This is a genomic window from Kribbella sp. NPDC049174, assembly GCF_043197365.1.
In the GTDB taxonomy this organism is placed as follows: Bacteria; Actinomycetota; Actinomycetes; order Propionibacteriales; family Kribbellaceae; genus Kribbella.
This window is the reverse complement of record NZ_JBICSZ010000017.1, coordinates 1-22,209: the sequence shown is the minus strand read 5'-3', so window position 1 is coordinate 22,209 and position 22,209 is coordinate 1. Positions and strand designations below refer to the sequence as shown.

Here is a 22,209-nt window from a genome sequence, read left to right as displayed (position 1 = left end):
AGAGCACCTGGACGCGCGTACCGCCCCTCACGCGTCCAGGTGCTCCTCCATGCGGTCGAGCCAGTCGGCGATGAGGGCCCGGTAGAGAGCCAGGCGGTGAACCGGCAGGTCGTGACCCTCCTGATCCAGCACGGCGTAGGTGGCTCGGGGATAGTCGTCCAGGATCGACCACGCGTCGGCGTAGCCGGTCATGGTGTCCTGGCGCCCGGTCACGACGAGCGTCGGGCCCTCGAACCGCGCGGCCGGGTCCTCGCGCAGCGAGTAGGTGGAGACATCGGCCTGGATCCGGCCGAGAAACTCGAGATCGGCCTGCGCCTCGGCCGGGTCGTAGTAGCGGCGCTGCTTGTCGTCCCACGCGGACTGGTAGGCCGCGGACCTGATCAGGTAGTCCTCGGTCGGCAACGTCCGCTGGGCGCGGTCGACGACGATGCCCGGCACGCGCAGCAGCAGGCCGAGGACGCGGGCCGGGTTCCGTTTGACGATGCCGCGGGCGTGCAGACCGCCGGCCGACGTGCCCGCCAGCGCGAACCGCTCGTCGCCCACCACGTCGTCGATCAGCGCAAGGATCGCTTCGAGCATGCCGTCCTGATCTTCGATCGACGGGTCCGCCGGAGACTTGCCGGTACCCGGCGGGTCGACGTAGATCCGCCGCCACCCCGGACGGCCCTCGAAGAAAGGCTCGTGGACGTCACGGCCCTCACCGTTGGCGCCACCCCAGCCGGGCAGGAAGACGATCGGGCGGCCCGCACCGAACGATTCGTAGTACACCCGACGACCATAGCCACGGTCGCGACGGCTCAGCGGGCCTTTCTCTTCGTGGCAGAATCCGGCGGCCGTTCGCCGGAGCCGCGCTGGATGAGCGCGCACGGCAACACGATCCGCTGCGGTGCGCGGGTGTCGGTGCCCGACGCGCGATCCAGCAACAGCTGAGCCGCGTTGCGCCCCAACTCGGCGATGTCGGAGGCAACGACCGTCACGGGTGTCGGCAGCATGTCGGCGAGCCGGAAGTCGTCGAACCCGACCACGGCCGGCTCCATGCCGACCTCCTGCAGCGCCCGCAACACACCTTCGGTGAGGAAGTTGGTCGAGGCGAACACCGCCGTCGGCGGATCGGGCCGAAGCATCAACTCGAGGGTCGCCTTCTCCGCGGCCTCGGCCGTGCCCTCGGGCAACTGCACGACGAGCGACTCGTCGACGTCGATCCCCGCCGACCGATACGCCCGGCGGTACCCGCGCAACCGTCGCCCGGTCGTGTAGTACGACGGCGCCAGCAGGATCGCGATGCGTCGATGGCCCTGATCCAGCAGGTGCTGCGTCGCGAGCCTGCCACCACCCTCGTTGTCGACCATCACGATGTCGGCATCGATGCCGTGCGCCGGCCGGTCGACGAACACCACCGGGACGCCGGCGCCCGCGAGGAACGAGTGATCACCCTGGTCCGGCACGATCATCAACCCGGCGACCTGCCGGCTGACCAGCTCCTGGATCGCCCGCTTCTCCCCCTCCGGGTCCTCGTCGACGCTGCCCAGGACGACGGCGAACCCGGACTGCCCGGCCACCTCGAGCGACGCCTTCGCGATGGTCGCGTAGAACGGGTTGGTCAGGTCACCGAGGACCAGGGCGAGACTGGACGACTTCTTGCCCGGTCGCAGCGCCCGGGCGACCTCGTTGCGCTGGAAGCCGAGCTCCGCGATCGCGGTCCGGACCCGCTGCGCGGTCTCGTCCCGGACACCGTGGCCGCCGTTCACCACCCGCGACACCGTGCCCAACCCCACCCCGGCCCGCCGGGCGACGTCGATCATCGTCGGCCGGCTGGCCTCCGGGACTGTTGGAAACGTTTCGGACACGGGGTTGACTTCCTTTTCACGACACGGCATCGTCACCCAACAGTAAATCGTTGGAAACGTTACCGTCCAGGAGGCCGGGTGAGTCTTTCTCGTGGCGGGTTGAACCGGGGACGCCGGAGCCGAGGCGGTGGGATGAGCCGGAACGCCGGGTCCGACGTGCGCGCGGGGTACCTGTTCATCGCCCCGGCGATCATCGGCTTCACCGTGTTCGTGGTGTATCCGCTGATCCGTTCGTTCTATCTCGCGTTGACCAAGTACAACGGACTGAGCGATCCGGTGTTCGTTGGCCTGGGCAACTTCCGCCGGCTGTTCACGGTGGACCCGGCGTTCTGGCCGTCGCTGCGCGCGACCGGGTACCTGGTGCTGCTCTACGTCCCGTTGTCGCTGGTCATCGGGCTGGCGCTGGCGATGTTCTGCAACCAGCGGTTCGCCGGGGTACGGCTGGTCCGGACCCTCGCGTACCTTCCCGTCGTACTGCCCGTCGTCGCGACCATCACGCTGTGGAAATTCATCCTCAACCCGCAGGTCGGCCTGCTGAACACGGTCCTGGACCGCCTCGGCCTGCCGACCAGCCTGTGGCTGCAGAGCCCGACGATGGCGATGCCGTCGATCGTGCTGGTGATGCTGTGGGGTGTCGGCGGGACGATGATCATCTTCCTGGCCGCACTGCAGGCGGTGCCGACCGAGCTCTACGAGGCGGCCCGGGTCGACGGAGCCGGCGCCTGGTCGGTGTTCGTCCGGATCACCCTGCCGATGATCAGCCCGATCATGCTGCTCCAGGTGATCCTGCAGACCACAGCCGCGCTGCAGACGTTCAACCAGCCGAAGATCCTCACCAACGGCGGACCCGGTTTCAGTACCAACGTGCTGATGCTGGCGATCTACAACAACGGCTTCTCCAACCTCGGCCGGGTCCCGCAACTCGGGTACGCGTCCGCGCAGGTGTGGGTGCTGTTCATCGTGATCATCGCCGTGATCGCCCTGACCGCGAAGTTCTCCTCGCTCTGGACCTACAGTGACAACACTCCCGACTGAAGCCCCCGCCCCGGTCGTCCCGGCAACGGAACCGCCGGCGCCGCGACCGCAGAAGAAGCCCCGTGTGGTGGGTACGACGGCCTGGTACGTCACCGCGTTGTTCATCTGCGCGGTGATGATCGTCCCGCTGTTGTGGATGATCACCATCGGCCTGAAGAGCAAGACGGCCGTCTTCGACGTACCGCCGAAACTGCTGCCGACCGAATGGAACTGGAGCAACTTCGTCGACGGCCCGCAGGCGATCCACTTCCCGCGGCTGCTGCTGAACTCGACCGTCATCACCGTGCTCAGCGTGTTCGGCGGGGTGATGACGGCGATGATGGCCGGCTACGCGCTGGCCCGGTTGCGGTTCCCGGGCCGGAAGGTGTGGTTCTACCTGTTCGTCGGCAGCATGCTGCTGCCGGGTGTGGTCGGCCTGATCCCGTTGTTCCAGCTCTACAAGAGCATCGGGTGGTACGACACCTGGCTGCCGCTGATCGTGCCGGCCTTCTTCGGCGGCAATCCGCTGTTCATCTTCCTGGCCCGGCAGTACTTCCTGGCCATCCCCTACTCCATCGACGAAGCGGCCAAGATCGACGGCGCCGGGCATTTCCGGATCTTCACCCAGGTGATGCTGCCGCTGACCCGGCCCGCCTGGATCACGATGGCGATCCTGGCGTTCCAGGCGTCCTGGAACGACTTCCTCAACCCGCTGGTCTACCTGTACTCCGCCGAGAAGTGGCCGCTGTCGGTCGGGATGGCGTCGTTCATCTCGTCGTTCGCGGGCCAGACCCCGGACTGGAGCTACTACATGGCCACCAACCTGCTCTACATGCTGCCGCCGCTGATCATCTTCTTCGCCGCGCAGCGCTACTTCATCCAGGGTCTCGGCGCTCTCGGCAGCACGAACCAGAAATAGAGGGGATGTTCCTGTGAAACGCATCTACTTTGCTACAACGTTGGCATGCGCCGGGTTGCTGACGGCAACGGCGTGCAGCGGCTCCGACTCCGGCGGTTCGTCGGACGGTCCGGTCACGGTGACCGTGATGACGTGGGAGTCCGTGCAGACGAACGCGGCGATCAAGAAGGCCCTGGCCGAGTTCAAGGACGACAACATCACCGTCGAGCTGCTCGAGACGCCGAGCGGCAACTACGGCGACAAGCTGGCGTCACTGACCCAGGCGAAGAAGCTGCCGGACCTGTTCTGGTGCGGTAACGACACCGAGCAGCAGTACACGTCCCAGGGCCTGCTGGTCGACTGGACGGACAAGATCACCAACGGCGACGGCGACTTCAAGGCCGACAAGTTCGTCCCGTCGGCGATGGAGAACTGGAAGACCGCCGACGGCCAGATGGGCGGCCTGCCGTCGCTGATGAACGTCTCGGGTATCTGGTACAACGCGGACGCGTTCAAGGCCGCGGGCCTGCCGGAGCCGAAGGCCGGCTGGACCTGGGACGAGATGTACGCCGCCGCCGCGAAGCTGACCGGCAAGAACGGTGCGAAGTACGGCCTGGTGGCGGACCCGATGACCGCTCTGGACGGCCCGTTCACGATGAGCACGTACTCCGTCTCGGCCGGCGGCGCACCGTTCACCGACAACGTGAACCACCCGACCAAGGCCGAGGCGGACGGCAAGTACGTCGAGGGCGTGCAGAAACTGGCCGACGCGATCAAGGCCGGATCGGTCGCGCCACCCGGGTACGACGTCTCGAACGTGCAGGGACTGTTCGCGGCCGGCAAGGTGCCGATGATGTTCGGCGGGCAGTGGCTGGCCGCCGGGTTCCAGACCGACAAGCCGAAGGTCAAATACGGCTACGCGCCGCTCCCGCAGGTGCAGACCCCGGTGACGGTGTACGACGCGGTCGGCGTGTGCACCCCGTCGTACACGAAGAACCAGGACGCGACCTACAAGGTGCTGGAGTACCTCAACACCAACGTGTGGAACGCCGTACTGCCCGCCTCCCCGGTGGCGCCGCCGGCGTACACCCCGGCGCAGACGAGCTACTTCGACGCGCTGACCAAGGCGCAGCAGCCGACCGTGGTCGACACCGTGAAGGCCGGGCTCACCGCGGAGAAGACGGTCGGCGTGCGGTACACGACCCAGTGGGCGCAGCAGGTCGCCGACCTGACGACGGCGTACTACCAGCCGATCCTGACCGGGAAGAAGCCGGTGTCCGAGCTGCAGACGTACGTCAGCAAGGTCAACGACCTGATCAAACAAGGCGGCTGAGGGCTCTACTGATTGGAGGCCGCCCACAGGGCGGCCTCCAACTCAGACTGCTTGCCAGAGGGACAAAGCGAAGCGGGCTTTGGTGTCGGTCCACCAAGCGGCGTTGGTGAAGCCGGCGCTGTCCAGCTCTGCCGCTACGCCGGGGCGCTGGAACTTGGCGGAGATCTCGGTGCTGAGTTCCTCGCCCTCGGCGAAGTCGATCTCCAGGTGGATCTCCGGGATCAGCACTCGCATCGCGCGGTCGGCGCGCAGGTGCATCTCGATCCACTCGTTCTCCGCGTCCCAGATCGCGACGTGACTGAACGCGTCCACGTCGAAGTCCGCACCCAACTGCCGGTTGATCACCCGCAGCACGTTGCGGTTGAACTCCGCGGTCACGCCCGCGCTGTCGTCGTACGCGGCGACCAAGGTCTCCGGATCCTTCACCAGGTCGGTGCCGAGCAGGAGCCATTCGCCCGGTTCGAGGACGTCGCGGACCGAGGGGTAGAAAGTCGCGCGCTCGGCCGGCAGCAGGTTGCCGATGGTGCCGCCGAGGAACGCGACGATCCTCGGCGGGTCGCCGGGGAGCTTGTCGAGGTGCGCGGTGAAATCGCCGACGACACCGTGCACGTCGAGCGACGGGTAGTCGACGTTGATCGCGTCGGCCGCCTCGCGCAACGCGGACTCCGACACGTCCAGCGGTACGAAGGTGGTGAGCGAGCCGTGATCGCGCAGGCCGTCGAGCAGCAGCCGGGTCTTCTCCGACGACCCGGAGCCGAGCTCGACCAGCGTGTGCGCCTTGGTGATCGCCGCGATCTCACCCGCGCGGGCCTGCAGGATCTCGCGTTCGGCGCGGGTCGGGTAGTACTCCGGCAGCCGGGTGATCTGCTCGAACAGCTCACTCCCCCGCGCGTCGTAGAACCACTTCGGCGGCAGCCACTTCGGGTCCGCGGTCAGCCCGGCCCGGACGTCCTCCCGCAGTGCGCGGGCGGTGTAGTCCGGGGTCAGATGTACGTCGATCTGGGTCACTCTCGTCCTTCCATCGGCGTGATCCGCAGTGTCGTGGCGGTGGCCACGAGCAACGAGCGGTCCGGTACGTCGTCCCAGTCGCCGGAACCGAACGGTTCCGAGCTGACGGTCACCGAGTCGGCGGTCTGCCGGACCCGGAGCGAATGTGTCCACGAGGTGGCGACGATCTGCTCCCCGTCGGTCAGTAACACGTTCAGCCGCGACCCGGGCGTCACCGCCTCCACCTCCTGGACGACGGACGCGACCGCATCGGCCGGCGCGATCCCGTCGGACAGGCGGTTGGAGATGAGCGCGAACAGCAGCGCGGAATCGACCGGTGCGTCGAGCCTCAGCAGCTCGGCGACCGGCAGTTGCTCAGCCAGCTTCACGGTCGACTCCGGCCACCCCGGGAGCCTTCCGTTGTGACTGAACAGCCAGTTCCCGACCTTGAACGGCGACACCGAGGACTCCGTGTGCGGCATGCCATCCGTGCCGTTGCGTACGGCGGCGATCACCGCGCCGGACCGGATCGAGCCGGCCAGGTCCGGCAGGTTGTCGTCGGTCCAGATCGGCACGTTCCGCCGATACCGGACCGCCCTGCCGTCGACGTACCAGCCGAGGCCGAAGCCGTCGGCGTTCACCGAGCCGCCGCCGCGCATGTCCCGCGGCGACCAGCTTTGTTCGAAGAGGGAGTGGGCCGGCTCCGACACCAGTGAGGCGAGGGTGACGGGCGGGCCGAGGTAGGCCAGATGGCGGCACATCAGGGGTGCAGCTCCTCGGGGCGGGGGTCGCGGGCGCAGCGGAAGCCGGCGAAGATCTGCCGGCGGATCGGGTAGTCCCAGTTCCGGAAGGTGCTTCGGGCAACGACCTCGTCGGTGCCGAACGATCCGCCGCGCAGGATCTTGTACTCGGTGCCGAAGAAGACCAGCGAGTACTCGTCGTACGGGAACGCACGGAAACCCGGGTACGGCCGGAAGTCGCTCGAGGTCCACTCCCAGACGTCGCCGATCAACTGCTCGACACCCAATGGTGACGCACCCGCCGGATATGCCCCGACCGGCGCCGGCCGGAGGTGCCGCTGACCGAGGTTCGCGTGCTGCGGACCAGGGCTCTCGTCACCCCACGGGAAGCGCCGCGTCCGCCCGCTCGCCGGGTCGAACCGTGCCGCGAACTCCCACTCCTCCTCGGTCGGCAGCCGCTTCCCGGCCCACTTCGCATACGCCTCGGCCTCGTAGAAGCAGACGTGCATCACCGGCTCGTCCAGCGGCAACGGCTCCCGATGCCCGAACCGCAACCGCCACCACTCACCGTCCGCGAGCTCCCAGAACCGCGGCGCGACCAGGGACGCCTTCCGCAGGTGGGCCCACCCGTCCTCGGACCACCATTGCGGATCGTCGTACCCACCGCCGAGCACGAACCGCAGGTAGTCCCCGTTGCTCACCGGCACGGTGTCGATCACGTACGGCGCGACCTGTACGGCGTGCGCCGGCCGCTCGTTGTCCAGTGCCCACGGCTCGACCGACGTACCCATCTCGAAGACACCGCCAGGCACGAACACCTCGGGCGCGGCCAGCCGGCGGCCAGCCGGTGGCGGCGGCGCGTCGAGCACCGGGACGCCGGTCCGCAGCTGGTGCGTCGCCAGCATCGTCTCGTCGTGCTGTTGCTCGTGCTGCACGATCATCCCAAACGCGAACGCGTTGTCCACCAGCTCACGCCCGCCGTCGAACTTCACGTGGTCGAGGACGTCGAGCACCTTGTCCCGCACCTCGACGACGTACGCCCGCGTCTCGGACGGACCGAGCAGCGGCAGCGCGGGGCGATCGGCGCGCGGGTGCATGAATGCGTCGTACAACTCGTCGATGTCCTGCCGGAGCGGTTCGCGGCCGCCGACGTCGCGGACGAGCCAGAGCTCCTCCTGGTTGCCGACGTGCGCGTAGTCCCAGATCAGCGGGGACATCAGCTTCGAGTGCTGCTTGACCAGGTCATCGGTGTCGACCGCGTCGGTCAGCTGAACAGTCCGCGCCCGCGACCGCTCGAGCTGCTCGGCGACATACGCCCGCAGCCCTTCAGCGGACAGCTCGGACAGTTGGTGACTCATGAGGCTCGCCTTCCATGGGTGGTGTCGTCGACGATGCGATGTAGTCGGGTCGCGACCTGATCGCTGAGTTCGGGGTCCACGCCGGTCCGGTCCAGTACTCCGGTGCCCAGCTCGACCACGGCGCGCGCGGCGTCGAGGACCAACTTGTCCTCGAGCCCTTCGCGGGCGGCCGGGAACCAGCGCCCGGCGGCGGGCTCGGCCGCGGCAAGCACCTGGTCGACGGGCACCGCGCCGGACAGCAGCGCGGTGAGCAGCAGGGTCGGGGCGATCCACCCGTCGCCGGTCTGCGCGTCGAGGTAGCGCACCTCGAGATACCCGCGCGGCCGGACCGGCGGGAACAACGTGGACAGGTGGTAGTCGAGGTCGTCGTACGTCGGTCTGTCGCCGGGCAGCGCGCCATCCGCCCAGGCGCCGAACGTCAGTCCGGCCGGAGCGTCCCAGGTGTCGCCGCGACGAAAGCACAGCACTGGTGCTTCCATCGCCATCCGGGCCCACGCGGCGGCGGGGTCACCGTCGAGCGGCGGCGGCTCGGTGAACGGGGCGCAGGTGCCGAAGGTCGCCTCGGTCCGGGCGGACGCCCAGCCGGTGTCCGCGCCGGCACGGCGCCGGGAATTGGCGAACAGCGCGACCAGAGCCGGGCCGAGATCGTGCAGGGCCCGCCACCGGAGAGCTGTCTGATCCGCTTCGCCGGCATCGAGACAGATCTGCAGGCCGGCGGTGCTGCACATCATCCGTGGACCGTGCGGGCCGAGCCGCTGGAAGGCGGCCTCCATCGCGGCGTAGCGGGGAACGGTCAGGATCCGGCGAGGTGCGCGGTAGGCATCCAGGCCGTGGTCGCCCGGGACGAGGTCCGCGTCGAGAAGAAGGGAGATCAGTTCGGCCGCGTCGGCGGCGGTGTCGTCGATCAGCCGAGGGACCGACGTCAGGGCGGGGCCGGAGAGCTCCACCTGGCCACCCGGCTCCACCGTGACCAGAGCACCCCGGCCGAGCGGCACCTGCGGGCTGCCGCGGACCAGGGTGGCGGGCGCATGCACGCCCAGGGCCTTGCGCAGTTGACTGGCGTCGAGGGGCCGGCGCGGATCGTCCGCATGATGCACCGTCCACTCGAGCTCGACGCCGTGCAGTTGCGGAGGACCGTGCTTGAAACAGACCATCGCGACGAATCCCTCCGCCTCGGCCCGGGAGCCGATCGGAGTCGTCGCCGGAGCACCACCGGACACGGTCATGGGGCCTCCCGGCCTGGACTGAGGAGCGCAGGGAGCCCGGTCATGGGGCCTCCCGGCCTGGACTGAGGAGCGCAGGGAGCGAAGCGACTGGAGCGACGAGGGAAGGCCGGGAGTTCCAGCCCCATGACCCGCCGCGCCGGAGGCGTGGCAATGTGCACAGCGACTGGAGCGACGAGGGAAGGCCGGGAGCCAAGGCCCCATGACCACGCCGGCGCCGAAGGCCCGGCCAAAAGCACAGTCACGTCTGCGAACCTAGCCTCGGACCATCGGCCGGACAACCGACGGCGGGTTACCCGTCGGTGACACCGAACACGCTGAAAAAGTCATGCAGGCCATCGTGCCCGGGCCCACCGACAGTTTTTTGAGCTCAGCGGAAGCGAGGGCAGGTGCTACACGCTTTGATGTTCGGAAGTGCATAGAAGTAGCAGCATGAGATCCGCAGCTTCTCACCCAGCGACACCTCGAAGGCTGCCGCGGCCTGATCGGCGTACGGCGCCTCCTCCGGCATCCGGATCGCCTGCCGGAGCTCGTCCTTGACCGCTCCGTACCGCTGCAGCGAGCCCAGCTTCACCTCAGGCCGGTAGGACTCCAGAAACGCCGTCGTGTGCTTGTCGACCTGTGCGGCCGCCTCACCAACCGTGACGACCTGGTCCGTCAGCAACGCGACCTCGACCGGGTAGTGCGCCGTCGGGTGCCGCCGGAAGGCCAGCGACGACGGAGACACATCGGGTGACACCCCTGTCACCGCGGCAGCGACTCCTGCCACAACTGTCGGCACCTGGACGTACCACATCAGCGTGATCATCGCCGCGATCTGCACCGGCGGCTCGATCGCGTACTCGCGCCCGTAGTCCTCCCGCACCGTCTTCCGCCACTCGTACGTCGGGTCGCCGCCGGCCTGCTGCTCCGCGACCACCTCCGCGCACGACACCCACTCAGGCCCGGGTACGGAGTCCGCAACGCGCACAGAGACCCACGCCACCGTGTCATCCACGATGTCCGCGAGCTTCTGCACGGAGTACGTCACCCGGCCAGCCTACGATCGGGTACGACGACCGGCGCCCCACCGACCTCCACCACGGTGGCCTGCAGCCCGAACACGTCGTCCAGCAGCTCCTCGGTCAGTACGTCGACCGGCCGCCCCTCAGCCGCGATCCTGCCCTCCCCCATCACCACCAGGTGGTCGGCGTACTGGGCCGCCAGGGTCAGGTCGTGCAGCACGGTCACCACGGTCCGGCCGGTGGCTGCAGCCGCGTGGACCACGTTCATCACGTCGACCGCGTGAGCCAGGTCCAGGTACGTCGTGGGCTCGTCGAGCAGCAGGTGCTGAGTGCCCTGGGCCAGCACCATCGCGATCCACACCCGCTGTCGCTGACCGCCGGACAACTGGTCGACCGACCGCTCCCGCAGCTCGGTCAGCTCGACCGCTGCCAGCGCCTCATCGATCGCCGCGTCGTCCTCAGCAGTCAGCCGCCCGAACAGTCCGCGGTGAGGGTGCCGCCCGCGCGAGACCAACTCCGCGGCCGTGATCCCCTCCGGTGTCACCGGGCCCTGCGGCAGTACTCCGAGCTGCCTGGCCAGCTCGCGTGCGGGCAGCTTGTGGATGTCCTTCCCGTCCAGCAACACCTGACCGCTCTGCGGAGTCAGCAGTCTGCTCATCCCGCGCAGCAGCGTCGACTTGCCGGACCCGTTCGGCCCGACCACTGCGGTCAGCCGTCCGGCCGGCACCTCCAGCGTCAGCCCGGACACCACCGGCGCATCAGCGCCGTACGCGAGGGTGAGGTTCTCGACGTGCACGGTTCAGCGTCCTTTCTGCTGACGACCGATGAGATAGAGCAGGTACGGCGCTCCGGCCGCAGCCGTGACCACATCGACGGGCAGTTCGTACGGCCCGACCTGCAACCACTGCAACCCGTTCCGGGCCAGGAGATCCGCCAGTACGACGAACAGCGCGCCGAGCATCGCAGTCGTCAGCAGCGGCGGCCGCTCCATCCGGGTCAGCCGCTGTGCGATCTGCGGTGCGACCAGCGCGACGAACGCGATCGGCCCGGCCCCCGCGGTCGCCATCGCGGCCAGCACGGTCGCGATGACCAGCAGCGCGAGCCGGATCCGCGCCACCCGCACACCGAGCGAGGAGGCGACGTCGTCCCCGAGCACCAGCGCCGACAGATCCCGGTTGAACATCATGGCCACCGGCACCAGCAACAGCACGGCAAGCGATACCGGTACGGCGTCACTCCACGCGCGGGCGTTGAGCGAACCGGCCAGCCACGCTGCGGCCCGGCCGGCATCGTTGACGTCGCCGATCACCAGCAGCCAGGCGACGAGCGAGTTGGCGGCGGCCGCGATACCGACACCGATCAGCACCACGCGGCCTGCATCCACGACACCACGCTGGATCGAGAGTGCACCGACGATCAGTGTCGCGAGCAGTCCACCCAGTACGGCGGCCAGCGGGATACCGACCTTGGCCGCGACGCCGGAGATGTTCCCGCCACCGGTGCCGGCTAGAACGATCACGGCCACCGCACCGGCGGACGCACCGGAGTTGACGCCGACGATGTCAGGGCTGGCGAGCGCGTTGCGCGACAGGGTCTGCAGCAGCGCACCGGACACGGCGAAGGCGACGCCGACGAGCAGTCCGGTCGCAACGCGGGGCAGGCGGAGCTCCAGGACGACGAGCCGGGTGCCGCGGCGGCCGCCACCGAGCAGCACCTCGACCACATCAGTCACGGGCAACTTCGTCGTACCGACACTCAAGGAGATCAAGGCGACCGCGACCGCGAGGGCCGCGAAGAGCACGCTGAGGAGGACTGTCCGCGAGTTCACTTTGCTGGGACTGGCCATCAGCATCAGAGCGCCACCGCCCGACGTCGTACGACGATCACGAACAGCGGCGCCCCGACGATACCGAGGACGACACCGGCCTGGACCTCACCGGCTCCACCGACGAGGCGGCCGACCAGGTCCGCCAGCACCAGCGCGGTCGCGCCGATCAGGCCGGCCGCCGGGATCAGCCAGATGTTGCGGGCGCCGAACAGCCGCCGCGCGACATGACCGGCCAGCAACCCGAGGAAGCCGATCGGGCCGCAGGCCGCGACCCCGGCCGCGGTGAGCAACCCGATCGCGGCCAGTCCGACCAGCCTGGCCCGCCGGATCGACAACCCGAGGCCCGCGGCGACGTCGTCGCCCAGGGCCAGCAGGTCCAGATCCCGGGCGTTGACCAAGGCAAGAAGGAGACCGACTACAGCGAACGGCAGCACCTGCCCGGCGACGTCCAGTCCTCGGCCGGCCACCGAACCGACCGCCCAGAACCGGTAGCTGTCCAGTGTGTTCGCGTCGAGCAGCACGATCGCGGACGTCGCGGCACCGAGCATCGCGGCCACAGCGGCACCAGTCAGCGCCAGGCCGACCGGCGAGGCCCCACTCCCCCGCGACGCCAGCCGTTGCACGCCGAAGGTCGCGATCAACGCCCCGGCGAGCGCGGCCCACACTGTCGACGCCACCGACTCGACCAGACCGACCTGCAGGCCGAGGACGACGGCGAAGGCAGCCCCTGAGCTCACGCCGAAGATTCCCGGCTCGGCCAGCGCGTTCCGGGTGTGACCTTGCATCAACGCGCCCGCGATGCCGAGGCAGACGCCGATCAGAACCGCCACCACCGTGCGGGGAAGGCGCAGGTTGCGGACGATCACATCGGCGTCAGATCCGTTGTTGGCGGCCAGCGCGTGCCAGAGTGCGCCAGGTCCGAGCCACCGCGAACCGAGCGCGAGACTGGCCGCGAAGGCCAGCACCAGGACGGCGACGAGGACCAGCAGCGCGACGGTACGTCGTACCGGCGGTGCGGCGACCGGACGTGCGGCCGGGGCGGCGGAGCGCATAGGGTTAGGGTTGCCTTACTTCACTGAGGTGGTGAGCCACCTTAACCTGCGACATGTCCTGACCAGGAGAACCCCCGTGCGTCTGCCCCGCCTGACCGCCCTGTTCGCTGTGACCGCCCTGGCTCTGGCTGGGTGCGGCGGATCCTCCGACGACGAATCACCGGACGCGGCCGGATCGGCCGCGGCCGCGGGCTTCCCACGGACCGTCGAGCACGCGATGGGCAAGACCGAGATCCCGGCCCAGCCGAAGCGGGTGGTCGCGCTGGACGCGAGCTTCGTCGACGCCACCCTGATCCTGGACACCCCGGTCCTGGGGTACACCGACTACCGCAGCATCAACGGGAAACTGCCGGACTACCTCGGCGAGGACCGGACGACGTACGGCGCCGAGGCCCAGGCGGTCGGCACGCTGGCCGAGCCGAACCTGGAGAAGATCGCCGCCCTCGACCCGGACCTGATCATCACCGCCAAGGTCCGGCACGAGAAGCTGTACGACCAACTGTCCGCGATCGCGCCGACGGTGATGTCGGAGACCACCGGGCCGACCTGGAAGGACAACATCCGGCTCGAGGCGAAGGCACTCGGCCAGGAGGAACTGGCGGAGAAGGAGATCTCGTCGTACGAGAAGGCCGCGAAGACCGTCGGTGACGCGATCAACGCGAAGGCCTCGAACCCGACCATCTCGATCGTCCGGTTCGTCGACGGCCCGACCCGGCTGTACCAGAAGAAGAGCTTCTCCGGCATCGTGCTGAAGGACGCCGGCCTGGCCCGGCCGACGTCGCAGGACGTCGAGGACTTCGCCCTCGAGATCAGCCCGGAGCGGATCAAGGACGCCGACGGCGACGCCATCTTCGTCACCGAGTACGCCGACGAGAAGGGCCTGAGCGCCAAGACCGCGGCCCAGTTCAAGACCAACCCGCTGTGGACGCCGCTGGCCCCGAAGGTCCACGAGGTCCCCGACCTGACCTGGATGACCGCGGTCGGCCTGCAGGGCGCCTGGGTCATCATCACCGACCTGGCCAAGACCTTCGACGTGCCCGCCCCGGTGAAGGCCGACTGAACGGTCGGTAGGGTCGGAGCCGTGACGGCTCTGACCCAATGGCATGTCGGTCCCTGGACCACACGTGGGAGCTTGCCCGGCGCACCGCTCGAGCCTGGACGGAAGCGGACGCCGGACGAACTGCACTTCGACGTCGTCGGCCTGGCCCGCATCCTCGGCCGGCGACTGTCGGGCCGCGAGGAGCTCCAGATCCGCCTGTGGCAGAACGAACTGCGGCCGACGCACACGCGGCTGTGCGGCGTACACACGCTCGCAGACCCCGACAACGCTCAGCTCCTCCGCGAGACAGCCGAGGAGGCACTCGCCTGGCTGACCGAGCGTGCGCCCGCGGGTTACGAGTTCGTCCTGACAGACGCCGTCGAACTGCGCCCACTCCTCGACCTGGACGCCGACGTGGTCGCGGTCGACGCCGTCATCCAGTTGGCCGACACCGACCTCCCAGCCGCCCGCCTGGCTGCTTCGCACGTACGACGCTCCACCGCAGGCGACTGGTACGCCGGGGACGCGGTGTGCAACTGGTCCGGCCCTCACGACACCGCCGACGCCGCAGTGGCCGCTGTACAGGCTGCCCGCGCTGAGCTGGTCAATCAACTGCGAGCGGCAGGACGCGACGACCTGGCCGCCACCGCGGACCGCTGGCCGCCCGTTCCTAGGTGAACGCGGCGACGAAGTAGCCGACGCCGTAGGGCGCCGCGTGGTAGGTGAGGTTGCCAGTCAGACCAGCCTCCAGGACGCCGGCGAGCACCTGCCACGGCGCACGACCGGCGGCCTGTAGCTCTGCTGCCAGGTCCGGGTCCAGAGCTGCGAGTACGGCGGAATCCGCGCGATCCAAGGCGTTCGCGACTGTGGTGTCGAACATCTCGGCGCGGGGATGCAGGTGGACAGGTGAGTGTTCACTGCGGCGGGCCGAGCCGTCACCCATCACCAGCAACCCGATCCGATCGTTGCCTGCAGCAATCTCTCGGCCGAGCTCGAGGCAGTGCGCGGGCGAGGCGTCTGCGGGCACGGCCAGGTAGGTGCGCGGCAGGTCGGCCGCCTTGGTCTGCTCGATGAGCCAAGCGCCCATCGCCAGCGAGAGCGGCAACACCGGGTCGCCCGCTCCCACTCGCACACCGGGAGCGCCGTACGCGCCGAAGGTTCCGGCGGCCGCGCCGTCGTACTGCTGCTGTGCCACACCAGAGCCCACCACCAGCAGCCGATCCGCGGCAGACAAGTGATCGATCGCGGACAGGCAAGCCGCGCGGAGGTCGTCCAGATCGCCGGCCGCGCCGGAGGCGACCTCGGGGACGAGCAACGGCGGGTGCGGGCAGACCGCGGCGCTCACGACAGGCACGCCTACGCCTCCCGGAGGTAGCGAAGGAACACGTACCCGTCCTCCGCCGTCAGCACCGACTCGAGCCTCATCCGCCGCGTCAACGTCGTCTCCGGACCGGCCGTGATCCGCCCGGCGCCCGGGCCGGCCAGCAGCGGCGCCAGCGACAGGCACAGCTCGTCGACGAGGTCGACCTCGGTCAGCGACCCGAGCAGATGCGGACCGCCCTCGCACAGGATCTGCGGCATCCCCCGCTCACCCAACTCCTTCACGACCGCCGTCAGATCGACCTCGGCCGCGCCCAGAACCAGTACGTCGGCGACCTCGCTCAGCGCCTCGCGCCGCTCCGGCGGTGACGCGGAGTGCGTGACCACGATCGGCCGCACCGCCGACTGGAAGATCGGGTTCACCGGGCTCAGCTCCAGCCGCGACGAGACGACCACGAGCGTCGGGTTCTCCGGCAGACCGGACGCGCGCCGCCACTCCCGGCTCGCCGCCGACAACCGCAGCGGGTTGTAGCCCTCGTCCCGGATCGTTCCGGCGCCGACCATGACCACGTCGGCCAGCATCCGGATCCGGCTGAACAACCGGCTGTCCGAGTCGCTCGACAGCGCCTTGGACTGGCCGTCGATCTCGACCGCGCCGTCCAGGCTGCTGACGAAGTTCGCGCGCAGGTGCGGCACCGACCGGTCGGCCGGCTCGTAGGCCGCCGCCAGCTCCGCGTCCGTGAGGTCTTCCAGTCGACGCATCAGGCGAGACTCCTTCGGGTTCCGGCGGGTTGGGCGGTGCCACGCAGTACGGCGATCAGGTCGAGCGCCTGGCGGGCCGCCGGTACGTCGTGGACGCGGAAGACCCGGGCACCCAGCCAAGCGGAAACGGTCAGCGCGGCCAGCGTCCCATGACCCCGCTGCCCCGGCGGCAACTCCAGGGTCTCGCCGATGAAGTCCTTGTTCGAGACCGCGACCAGGACCGGCCACCCGGTGGCGGCCAGCTCGTCCAGACGGCGGGTCAGCTCCAGCGACTGCAGGGTGTTCTTGCCGAAGTCGTGGGTCGGGTCGATCAGGATCCCGTCCGGCCGGACCCCGGCGGTGACCGCACGGTCGGCGAGGGCGGTCGTCGTACGGATGACATCGGCGACCACGTCGTCGTACGCCATCCGGTGTGGGTCGGTACGCGGCGAGAGGCCGCCGACGTGGCTGCAGACCAGCCCGGCGCCGAACTCGGCGGCAGCGGACGCCAACTCAGGGTCAGCGCCCGCCCACGTGTCGTTGATGAGGTCGGCGCCGGCCTCGGCGACCCGGCGGGCGACGCCGCTGCGGTAAGTGTCGACACTGATCACCAGATCGGGGTGCCGGGCGCGGATACCGGCGACGAAGTCCACGGTCCGGCGGAGCTCCTCGTCCTCGCTGACCGGCTCGCCGTACCCGGCCTTGACGCCACCGATGTCGACCAGGTCGGCACCGTCCGCGACCGCCTTGTCGATCGCCTCGTACGCCGCATCGGTCGCGTACGTAGCCCCTCGGTCGAAGAACGAGTCCGGGGTCCGGTTGACGATCGCCATCAGCGCGAACTCGCCCACGCCGAACGACCGGCTGCCCAGCCGCAGTACGCCCCGCTCCGCCATGCGACCGACTCTAACGGGCCGGTCCCGACCCGCCAGCACTGCCCAAGTCGGCACATATCCTATAGGATTCCTCGCGACAGTCCGCCCACAGCTGCAGATCGGGTCCTGATGCCACGATTCACCGAGTTAGAGACGTACGACGTCCGCTTCCCCACGTCGCTGGACCTGGACGGCTCCGACGCGATGAACACCGACCCGGACTACTCGGCGGCGTACCTGATCCTGCGGACCGACTCCGACGACGGGCTCGAGGGGCACGGTTTCGCGTTCACCATCGGCCGTGGCAACGACATCCAGACCGCGGCGATCGAGGCGCTCCGCGACCACGTGATCGGGCTCGACGTCGACGCGACGCTGAAGGACCTCGGCGGGTTCTGGCGGTCGCTCGTGCACGACTCGCAACTGCGCTGGCTCGGCCCGGAGAAGGGCGTCATGCACATGGCGATCGGCGCGGTCGTCAACGCGGTGTGGGACCTGGCCGCCAAGCGGGCCGGCGTACCGCTGTGGAAGCTGCTGTCCGACCTGACGCCTGAGCAGATCGTCGACCTGATCGACTTCCGCTACCTCACCGACGCGCTCACACCGGAGGAGGCGCTGGAGATCCTGCGCGCCGCCGAAGCCGGCCGTTCCGAGCGTGAAGCGCTGCTGCGTGAGCGCGGCTACCCGGCGTACACGACGACTCCCGGCTGGCTCGGGTACGACGACGCCAAGCTGGTCCGGCTCTGCCACGAGGCCGTGGCCGAGGGGTTCACCCAGATCAAGCTGAAGGTCGGCGCGAACCTGGACGACGACATACGGCGGATGCGGCTGGCCCGCGAGGCGGTCGGTCCGGACATCCGGATCGCGATCGACGCCAACCAGCGCTGGGACGTGGCCGACGCGATCACCTGGGTCAAGGCCTTGGCGCCGTACGACGTCTGGTGGGTCGAGGAACCGACCAGCCCGGACGACGTACTCGGGCATGCGGCCATCGCTGCCGCCATCGCACCGATCCGGGTCGCGACCGGTGAACACGTGCAGAACCGGGTCGTCTTCAAGCAGATGTTGCAGGCCGGGTCGCTGTCGGTGCTGCAACTCGACTCCGCCCGGGTGGCCGGGGTGAACGAGAACATCGCGATCCTGTTGCTCGCGGCGAAGTTCGGCGTACCGGTGTGCCCGCACGCCGGCGGGGTCGGGCTGTGCGAGCTGGTCCAGCACCTGTCGATGTTCGACTACGTCGCGGTGAGCGGGTCGGTCGAGGACCGCGTGATCGAGTACGTCGACCACCTGCACGAGCACTTCCTGGACCCGGTGGTGATCAAGGACGGGCATTACGTCGTACCGCTGAAGCCGGGGTTCGGCGCCGAGATGAATCCTGAGACGCTCTGTGACTACCGGTACCCGAGTGGCAAGATCTGGACCGATCTGACTAAGGAGAGCAAGTGACCGACTTCGCCGGCCTGAAGGCCGTGGTGACCGGAGGCGCTTCGGGGATCGGACTCGCGGCCGCCTCACTGCTGGCTTCCCGGGGTGCACAGGTGGTCGTGTTCGACCTCAAGCCTGATGTCCCCGAGCCGCTGACCGGAATCGCCGCGGACGTCACCGACGACAGCTCGGTCCGCGACGCGGTCTCCGCGGCGGCGCTGCAACTCGGCGGCATCGACATCGTGGTGAACAACGCCGGCATCGGCGCCCAGGGCACGGTCGCGGCCAACGACGACGAGGAGTGGCACCGCGTCCTCGACGTCAACGTGGTCGGAATCGCCCGGGTGACGCGGGCCGCGCTGCCGTACCTGCGCAAGTCCTCGGCCGCCGCGATCGTCAACACCTGCTCGATCGCCGCCACCGCGGGTCTGCCGAACCGGGCGCTGTACTCGGCGAGCAAGGGCGCCGTACTGGCCCTGACCATGGCGATGGCCGCCGACCACGTCCGTGAAGGCATCCGGGTGAACTGCGTGAACCCCGGTACGGCGGACACACCGTGGGTCGGCCGCCTGCTCGACGCGGCCGACGACCCGGCGGCGGAGCGGGCCGCCTTGGAGGCTCGTCAGCCGATGGGCCGGCTGGTGTCGGCCGATGAGGTCGCGCACGCGATCGCCTATCTGGCCAGCCCGTTGTCGGGTTCGACCACTGGTACGGCGATCGCCGTCGACGGCGGGATGCAGAACCTCCGGCTCCCGGCGGCCCGGTCATGAAGCTGTTCCCGGACGACCAGCGGATCGGGCTCGGCGGGGCGCCGATCGGAAACCTGCTCGGCGAGGTCAGCGACGCCGACGCCGTCGCCACGGTCAACGCGGCCTGGGACGAGGGCTGGCGGTACTTCGACACCGCGCCGCACTACGGTCTGGGGCTGGCCGAGGAACGGCTCGGACTGGGCCTCGACGGCAAGCCGCGGGACTCGTTCGTGCTGTCGAGCAAGGTCGGCCGGATCATCTACTCCGCCGACTCCGCGGCTGTCGACGACGAGGGCTTCGACATCAACACGACCCGGCGGCGACGCTGGGACTTCTCCCGCGACGGCGTCCTGCAGAGCATCGAGGACTCACTGCGCCGGATCGGCACCGACCGCCTCGACGTGGTCTTCGTCCACGACCCCGACGACCACTTCGACGAGGCTGTCGCGACCGCGTTCCCGACCTTGATCGAACTACGCGACCAGGGCGTGATCGGCGCGATCGGCTCCGGGATGAACCAGACCGCGATGCTGACCCGCTTCGCCCGCGAGGTCGACATCGACGTGATCATGCTGGCCGGCCGCTACTCGCTGATCGACCCCGACGGCCTGGACGACGTACTCCCCGCGTGCCTGGACAACAACGTCCAGGTAGTTGCCGTGGGCATCTTCAACTCCGGCCTCCTGTCGCAGCCCCGCCCCGCCCCCGGCGCCACGTTCAACTATGAACCCGCCGCCGCGGCCCTGCTCGACAAGGCCAACAAACTCGCCGACATCTGCGAGTCCCACGGCACCACCCTCCCCGCCGCCGCCCTGGCCTTCCCGCTCGCCCACCCCGCCGTAGCCGGCATCGCCGTAGGCTGCCGCACCCCCGCCGAAGTCCACACCAACGCAGCCCTGTCCCGCACCGAGGTCCCCACCGCCTTCTGGTCAGACCTGAAATCAGCCAACCTCCTCCGCGAGGACGCCCCCACACCTGGGTAACTACCCCACGCGCCGCTCCTTCCAACGCGTGCCCGCCACCGCTCCCACCCACCCCTGGGCGTGCTGTCGCCCGCTTGCTCGAAAACACCCGTCGACGCTCCTACCTGATGTGCTTGGCTGCACTCATGCGTGAAGCGCCGGAGTTCATCTCAGCCGATGCTGTCCTCGATGCCGTCCGCACGCACTGGGCGATCGACGTCGACGTGATCGAACACCTCCCGGTCGGTTTCGGAGCGCACCACTGGCGGGTCTCGTTCGCCGGGGCGCCGCGACTCTTCGTCACGCTCGACAACCTCGGCCCACGTCATACGGCGGAGTCGCTCGAGGCTGCCTACACCGCGGCGGGCGAGCTGGCCGCGGCCGGGCTCGAGTTCGTCCTGGCGTCCGTTCCCAATCGTCAGGGTCGCTACACCGCTCCACTGGCCGGCCACAGACTCAGCTGTGTGCCGTGGACCGGCGGGAAACCTGGCTCAGGCCCCATCGACACCGACGACCTGGCTCAGCAGAACGCCAAGGCGCTCGCCCAACTGCACGCCACACCACCTCCAATCGGCATCCCGAGCTGGCAACCCAGGGTCGGAGAGGACTTCGGCGGCTCCTTGGCGAACCTCGTGCGCACCCCATGGCAAACCGGTCCGTACGGCGAACGCGCCCGGAGCGCCCTGACCCAGCGGATCGACGCAATCCGACGCTGGACGGACACCTACCACGATCTGAGTCGCCGTACCGTCGACCACCAGTGGGTGCCGACGCACGGCGAGCCCCACACCGCCAACCAACTCATCACCGACCACGGGATCGTCTTCGTCGACTGGGAATCACTCGCCCTGGCACCACGGGAGCGCGACCTGGGCACCCTGATCAACTCCGGCTACGCCGACCTGGCCGCCCCGAACTGGGAGATGACCGAACTGTTCGACCTGGAGTGGCGCCTAAGCGAGCTCGCGGAGTACGCAACCTGGTTCACCCACCCACACACCGGAACAGCCAGCGACCGTTCCGCCTTCGACGACCTCATCACAGAGCTTCACCGCCCCGACTGGACGCGCCCCCCAACTGACCCGCCCAGCTCCCCCACCCCGCGCTCGCCACCGCCCCCACCCGAGGGCGGACCCCTCTGTCGCCCGCATGCTCGAAACACCGTCCACACGCACCAACCGAGCATCGTCGTACCGTCGCTGTCGCGGTTGCCCCGAGGACACTGCCGTTCCCACCCGTGGCGCACGCACCCGCAACACCTCCATCACCGACCTGGACCACGTCGCCACACCGGCTCCTCCGTCGCGTACACGCCCTCAACCACCCGCGCACCACCATGGCCGGCCACGCCTTTCCCGAGCACCACGGTCACCCACGACATCCTTGCCTAGCGCAACCACCCACCTGGCGCACGCCCTCAACAGCGACGCCTACCCGCCTGCCCAGCTGGATCGATGTGACATTTCCCCTTGTGGATAAGGGAATCCGAGCGCCTCTACGAGTTTGCCTGAGCGCCCACCATCACCTAAGATCGAACACATGTTCGATGGAGATCTGACCACGCTCTCGACGGCCGACCTGCTGGAGTCGGCCGCCGAACACCGTGCCGAGGTCAACCGCCTCGACGCGCGTCTGATCGAACACGCCCAGATCTTTGCCGACCACCACCACCCCGACACCAGTCCCACCCGCCCCGGCCGCCGCTCCAGCGACGGCCGCGAACGCGCCGTGGTTCTGGGCGGCGACGGCTGCCCCGCGATCGCCGAATTCGCCCCGGCCGAGTTCGGGGTGATGGTCGGCATGTCGCCCGGAGT

General features: G+C 69.1%; 22 protein-coding genes and 1 pseudogene. 10 read left to right on the top strand and 13 right to left on the bottom strand.

The features are described 5' to 3' along the window. Positions 1-27: 27 nt before the first annotated feature. Together ACGFIF_RS42435 and ACGFIF_RS42430 are read right to left on the bottom strand one after the other, a co-directional pair. Complete coding sequence (locus ACGFIF_RS42435) at positions 28-768, bottom strand: alpha/beta fold hydrolase (RefSeq protein WP_393163261.1); 741 nt, start codon at positions 766-768, stop codon at positions 28-30. A gap of 29 nt (positions 769-797) precedes the next feature. Beyond that, the gene (locus tag ACGFIF_RS42430) at positions 798-1,847 is read right to left on the bottom strand and encodes a LacI family DNA-binding transcriptional regulator (RefSeq protein ID WP_393163259.1); all 1,050 of its coding nucleotides are present in this window, start codon (positions 1,845-1,847) and stop codon (positions 798-800) included. A 132-nt stretch (positions 1,848-1,979) separates the two neighbouring features. Between ACGFIF_RS42430 and ACGFIF_RS42425 the strand changes: the two genes are divergently transcribed. From ACGFIF_RS42425 to ACGFIF_RS42415, 3 genes are all read left to right on the top strand, one after another. Further along, positions 1,980-2,882: a carbohydrate ABC transporter permease gene (locus tag ACGFIF_RS42425; RefSeq protein WP_393163257.1), complete on the top strand. Its 903-nt coding sequence runs from the start codon at positions 1,980-1,982 to the stop codon at positions 2,880-2,882. A 64-nt stretch (positions 2,883-2,946) separates the two neighbouring features. Further along, positions 2,947-3,780: a carbohydrate ABC transporter permease gene (locus ACGFIF_RS42420; RefSeq protein WP_393163255.1), complete on the top strand. Its 834-nt coding sequence runs from the start codon at positions 2,947-2,949 to the stop codon at positions 3,778-3,780. A 13-nt stretch (positions 3,781-3,793) separates the two neighbouring features. Then, positions 3,794-5,092: an ABC transporter substrate-binding protein gene (locus tag ACGFIF_RS42415; protein ID WP_393163253.1), complete on the top strand. Its 1,299-nt coding sequence runs from the start codon at positions 3,794-3,796 to the stop codon at positions 5,090-5,092. Positions 5,093-5,134: 42 nt separating this feature from the next. Here the strand turns inward: ACGFIF_RS42415 and egtD are convergent, their stop codons facing one another. From egtD to ACGFIF_RS42375, 8 genes are all read right to left on the bottom strand, one after another. Beyond that, the gene (gene egtD / locus ACGFIF_RS42410; protein WP_393163251.1) at positions 5,135-6,100 is read right to left on the bottom strand and encodes an L-histidine N(alpha)-methyltransferase; all 966 of its coding nucleotides are present in this window, start codon (positions 6,098-6,100) and stop codon (positions 5,135-5,137) included. Beyond that, positions 6,097-6,840 carry an ergothioneine biosynthesis protein EgtC gene (egtC, locus tag ACGFIF_RS42405; RefSeq protein WP_393163249.1) on the bottom strand — a complete coding sequence of 248 codons (744 nt, stop codon included), beginning with the start codon at positions 6,838-6,840 and terminating at the stop codon, positions 6,097-6,099. The genes egtD and egtC overlap by 4 nt, the downstream gene beginning before the upstream one ends. After that, the gene (gene egtB / locus ACGFIF_RS42400; RefSeq protein ID WP_393163247.1) at positions 6,840-8,177 is read right to left on the bottom strand and encodes an ergothioneine biosynthesis protein EgtB; all 1,338 of its coding nucleotides are present in this window, start codon (positions 8,175-8,177) and stop codon (positions 6,840-6,842) included. Before egtB ends, egtC begins: the two co-directional genes overlap by 1 nt. Continuing rightward, positions 8,174-9,403 (bottom strand): glutamate-cysteine ligase family protein, encoded by a 1,230-nt coding sequence (locus tag ACGFIF_RS42395; RefSeq protein WP_393163245.1) that lies wholly within the window; start codon positions 9,401-9,403, stop codon positions 8,174-8,176. The genes egtB and ACGFIF_RS42395 overlap by 4 nt, the downstream gene beginning before the upstream one ends. A gap of 367 nt (positions 9,404-9,770) precedes the next feature. Then, positions 9,771-10,430 carry a (2Fe-2S)-binding protein gene (locus tag ACGFIF_RS42390; protein ID WP_393163243.1) on the bottom strand — a complete coding sequence of 220 codons (660 nt, stop codon included), beginning with the start codon at positions 10,428-10,430 and terminating at the stop codon, positions 9,771-9,773. After that, on the bottom strand, positions 10,427-11,200 hold the full coding sequence (locus ACGFIF_RS42385; protein ID WP_393163241.1) for an ABC transporter ATP-binding protein: 774 nt from the start codon (positions 11,198-11,200) through the stop codon (positions 10,427-10,429). The genes ACGFIF_RS42390 and ACGFIF_RS42385 overlap by 4 nt, the downstream gene beginning before the upstream one ends. A gap of 3 nt (positions 11,201-11,203) precedes the next feature. After that, a complete protein-coding gene (locus ACGFIF_RS42380; protein ID WP_393163239.1) occupies positions 11,204-12,250 on the bottom strand; it encodes a FecCD family ABC transporter permease in 1,047 nt (348 codons plus the stop codon). A gap of 5 nt (positions 12,251-12,255) precedes the next feature. Continuing rightward, on the bottom strand, positions 12,256-13,284 hold the full coding sequence (locus tag ACGFIF_RS42375; RefSeq protein WP_393163237.1) for a FecCD family ABC transporter permease: 1,029 nt from the start codon (positions 13,282-13,284) through the stop codon (positions 12,256-12,258). Between the two features lie 76 nt (positions 13,285-13,360). Here ACGFIF_RS42375 and ACGFIF_RS42370 point away from each other — a divergent pair, with 76 nt between their 5' ends. Next, on the top strand, positions 13,361-14,344 hold the full coding sequence (locus ACGFIF_RS42370) for an ABC transporter substrate-binding protein (RefSeq protein WP_393163235.1): 984 nt from the start codon (positions 13,361-13,363) through the stop codon (positions 14,342-14,344). Between the two features lie 21 nt (positions 14,345-14,365). Beyond that, entirely contained in the window at positions 14,366-15,001 is a 636-nt protein-coding gene (locus ACGFIF_RS42365; RefSeq protein ID WP_393163233.1) for a hypothetical protein, read from the top strand. Here ACGFIF_RS42365 and ACGFIF_RS42360 read toward each other — a convergent pair. From ACGFIF_RS42360 to folP, 3 genes are read right to left on the bottom strand one after another with little or no spacing between them, the layout of a single operon-like run. After that, complete coding sequence (locus ACGFIF_RS42360; RefSeq protein ID WP_393163231.1) at positions 14,994-15,677, bottom strand: class III extradiol dioxygenase subunit B-like domain-containing protein; 684 nt, start codon at positions 15,675-15,677, stop codon at positions 14,994-14,996. The genes ACGFIF_RS42365 and ACGFIF_RS42360 overlap by 8 nt on opposite strands. A gap of 2 nt (positions 15,678-15,679) precedes the next feature. Beyond that, complete coding sequence (locus ACGFIF_RS42355) at positions 15,680-16,405, bottom strand: pyrimidine reductase family protein (protein WP_393163229.1); 726 nt, start codon at positions 16,403-16,405, stop codon at positions 15,680-15,682. Continuing rightward, complete coding sequence (gene folP / locus ACGFIF_RS42350) at positions 16,405-17,280, bottom strand: dihydropteroate synthase (RefSeq protein ID WP_393163227.1); 876 nt, start codon at positions 17,278-17,280, stop codon at positions 16,405-16,407. Before folP ends, ACGFIF_RS42355 begins: the two co-directional genes overlap by 1 nt. Before the next feature lie 108 nt (positions 17,281-17,388). Here folP and ACGFIF_RS42345 point away from each other — a divergent pair, with 108 nt between their 5' ends. From ACGFIF_RS42345 to ACGFIF_RS42325, 5 genes and pseudogenes are all read left to right on the top strand, one after another. After that, positions 17,389-18,705, top strand: a complete 1,317-nt coding sequence (locus tag ACGFIF_RS42345) for an L-fuconate dehydratase (RefSeq protein ID WP_393163225.1) — start codon at positions 17,389-17,391, stop codon at positions 18,703-18,705. Beyond that, positions 18,702-19,454, top strand: a complete 753-nt coding sequence (locus tag ACGFIF_RS42340; RefSeq protein ID WP_393163223.1) for an SDR family NAD(P)-dependent oxidoreductase — start codon at positions 18,702-18,704, stop codon at positions 19,452-19,454. Before ACGFIF_RS42345 ends, ACGFIF_RS42340 begins: the two co-directional genes overlap by 4 nt. Next, on the top strand, positions 19,451-20,416 hold the full coding sequence (locus tag ACGFIF_RS42335; protein ID WP_393163221.1) for an aldo/keto reductase: 966 nt from the start codon (positions 19,451-19,453) through the stop codon (positions 20,414-20,416). Before ACGFIF_RS42340 ends, ACGFIF_RS42335 begins: the two co-directional genes overlap by 4 nt. A 125-nt stretch (positions 20,417-20,541) precedes the next feature. Continuing rightward, positions 20,542-21,786, top strand: a complete 1,245-nt coding sequence (locus tag ACGFIF_RS42330; RefSeq protein ID WP_393163219.1) for a phosphotransferase — start codon at positions 20,542-20,544, stop codon at positions 21,784-21,786. A 148-nt stretch (positions 21,787-21,934) separates the two neighbouring features. Next, positions 21,935-22,209 (top strand): annotated as a pseudogene (locus ACGFIF_RS42325) (hypothetical protein); the annotation flags it as partial.

Coding starts and splice junctions, on each gene's coding strand:
- ACGFIF_RS42425 (WP_393163257.1), top strand. CDS start 1,980: ATGAGCCGGAACGCCGGGTCCGACGTGCGCGCGGGGTACCTGTTCATC.
- egtC (WP_393163249.1), bottom strand. CDS start 6,840: ATGTGCCGCCATCTGGCCTACCTCGGCCCGCCCGTCACCCTCGCCTCA.
- egtB (WP_393163247.1), bottom strand. CDS start 8,177: ATGAGTCACCAACTGTCCGAGCTGTCCGCTGAAGGGCTGCGGGCGTAT.
- ACGFIF_RS42395 (WP_393163245.1), bottom strand. CDS start 9,403: ATGACCGTGTCCGGTGGTGCTCCGGCGACGACTCCGATCGGCTCCCGG.
- ACGFIF_RS42380 (WP_393163239.1), bottom strand. CDS start 12,250: ATGGCCAGTCCCAGCAAAGTGAACTCGCGGACAGTCCTCCTCAGCGTG.
- ACGFIF_RS42375 (WP_393163237.1), bottom strand. CDS start 13,284: ATGCGCTCCGCCGCCCCGGCCGCACGTCCGGTCGCCGCACCGCCGGTA.
- ACGFIF_RS42355 (WP_393163229.1), bottom strand. CDS start 16,405: ATGCGTCGACTGGAAGACCTCACGGACGCGGAGCTGGCGGCGGCCTAC.
- folP (WP_393163227.1), bottom strand. CDS start 17,280: ATGGCGGAGCGGGGCGTACTGCGGCTGGGCAGCCGGTCGTTCGGCGTG.
- ACGFIF_RS42345 (WP_393163225.1), top strand. CDS start 17,389: ATGCCACGATTCACCGAGTTAGAGACGTACGACGTCCGCTTCCCCACG.
- ACGFIF_RS42335 (WP_393163221.1), top strand. CDS start 19,451: ATGAAGCTGTTCCCGGACGACCAGCGGATCGGGCTCGGCGGGGCGCCG.
- ACGFIF_RS42330 (WP_393163219.1), top strand. CDS start 20,542: ATGCGTGAAGCGCCGGAGTTCATCTCAGCCGATGCTGTCCTCGATGCC.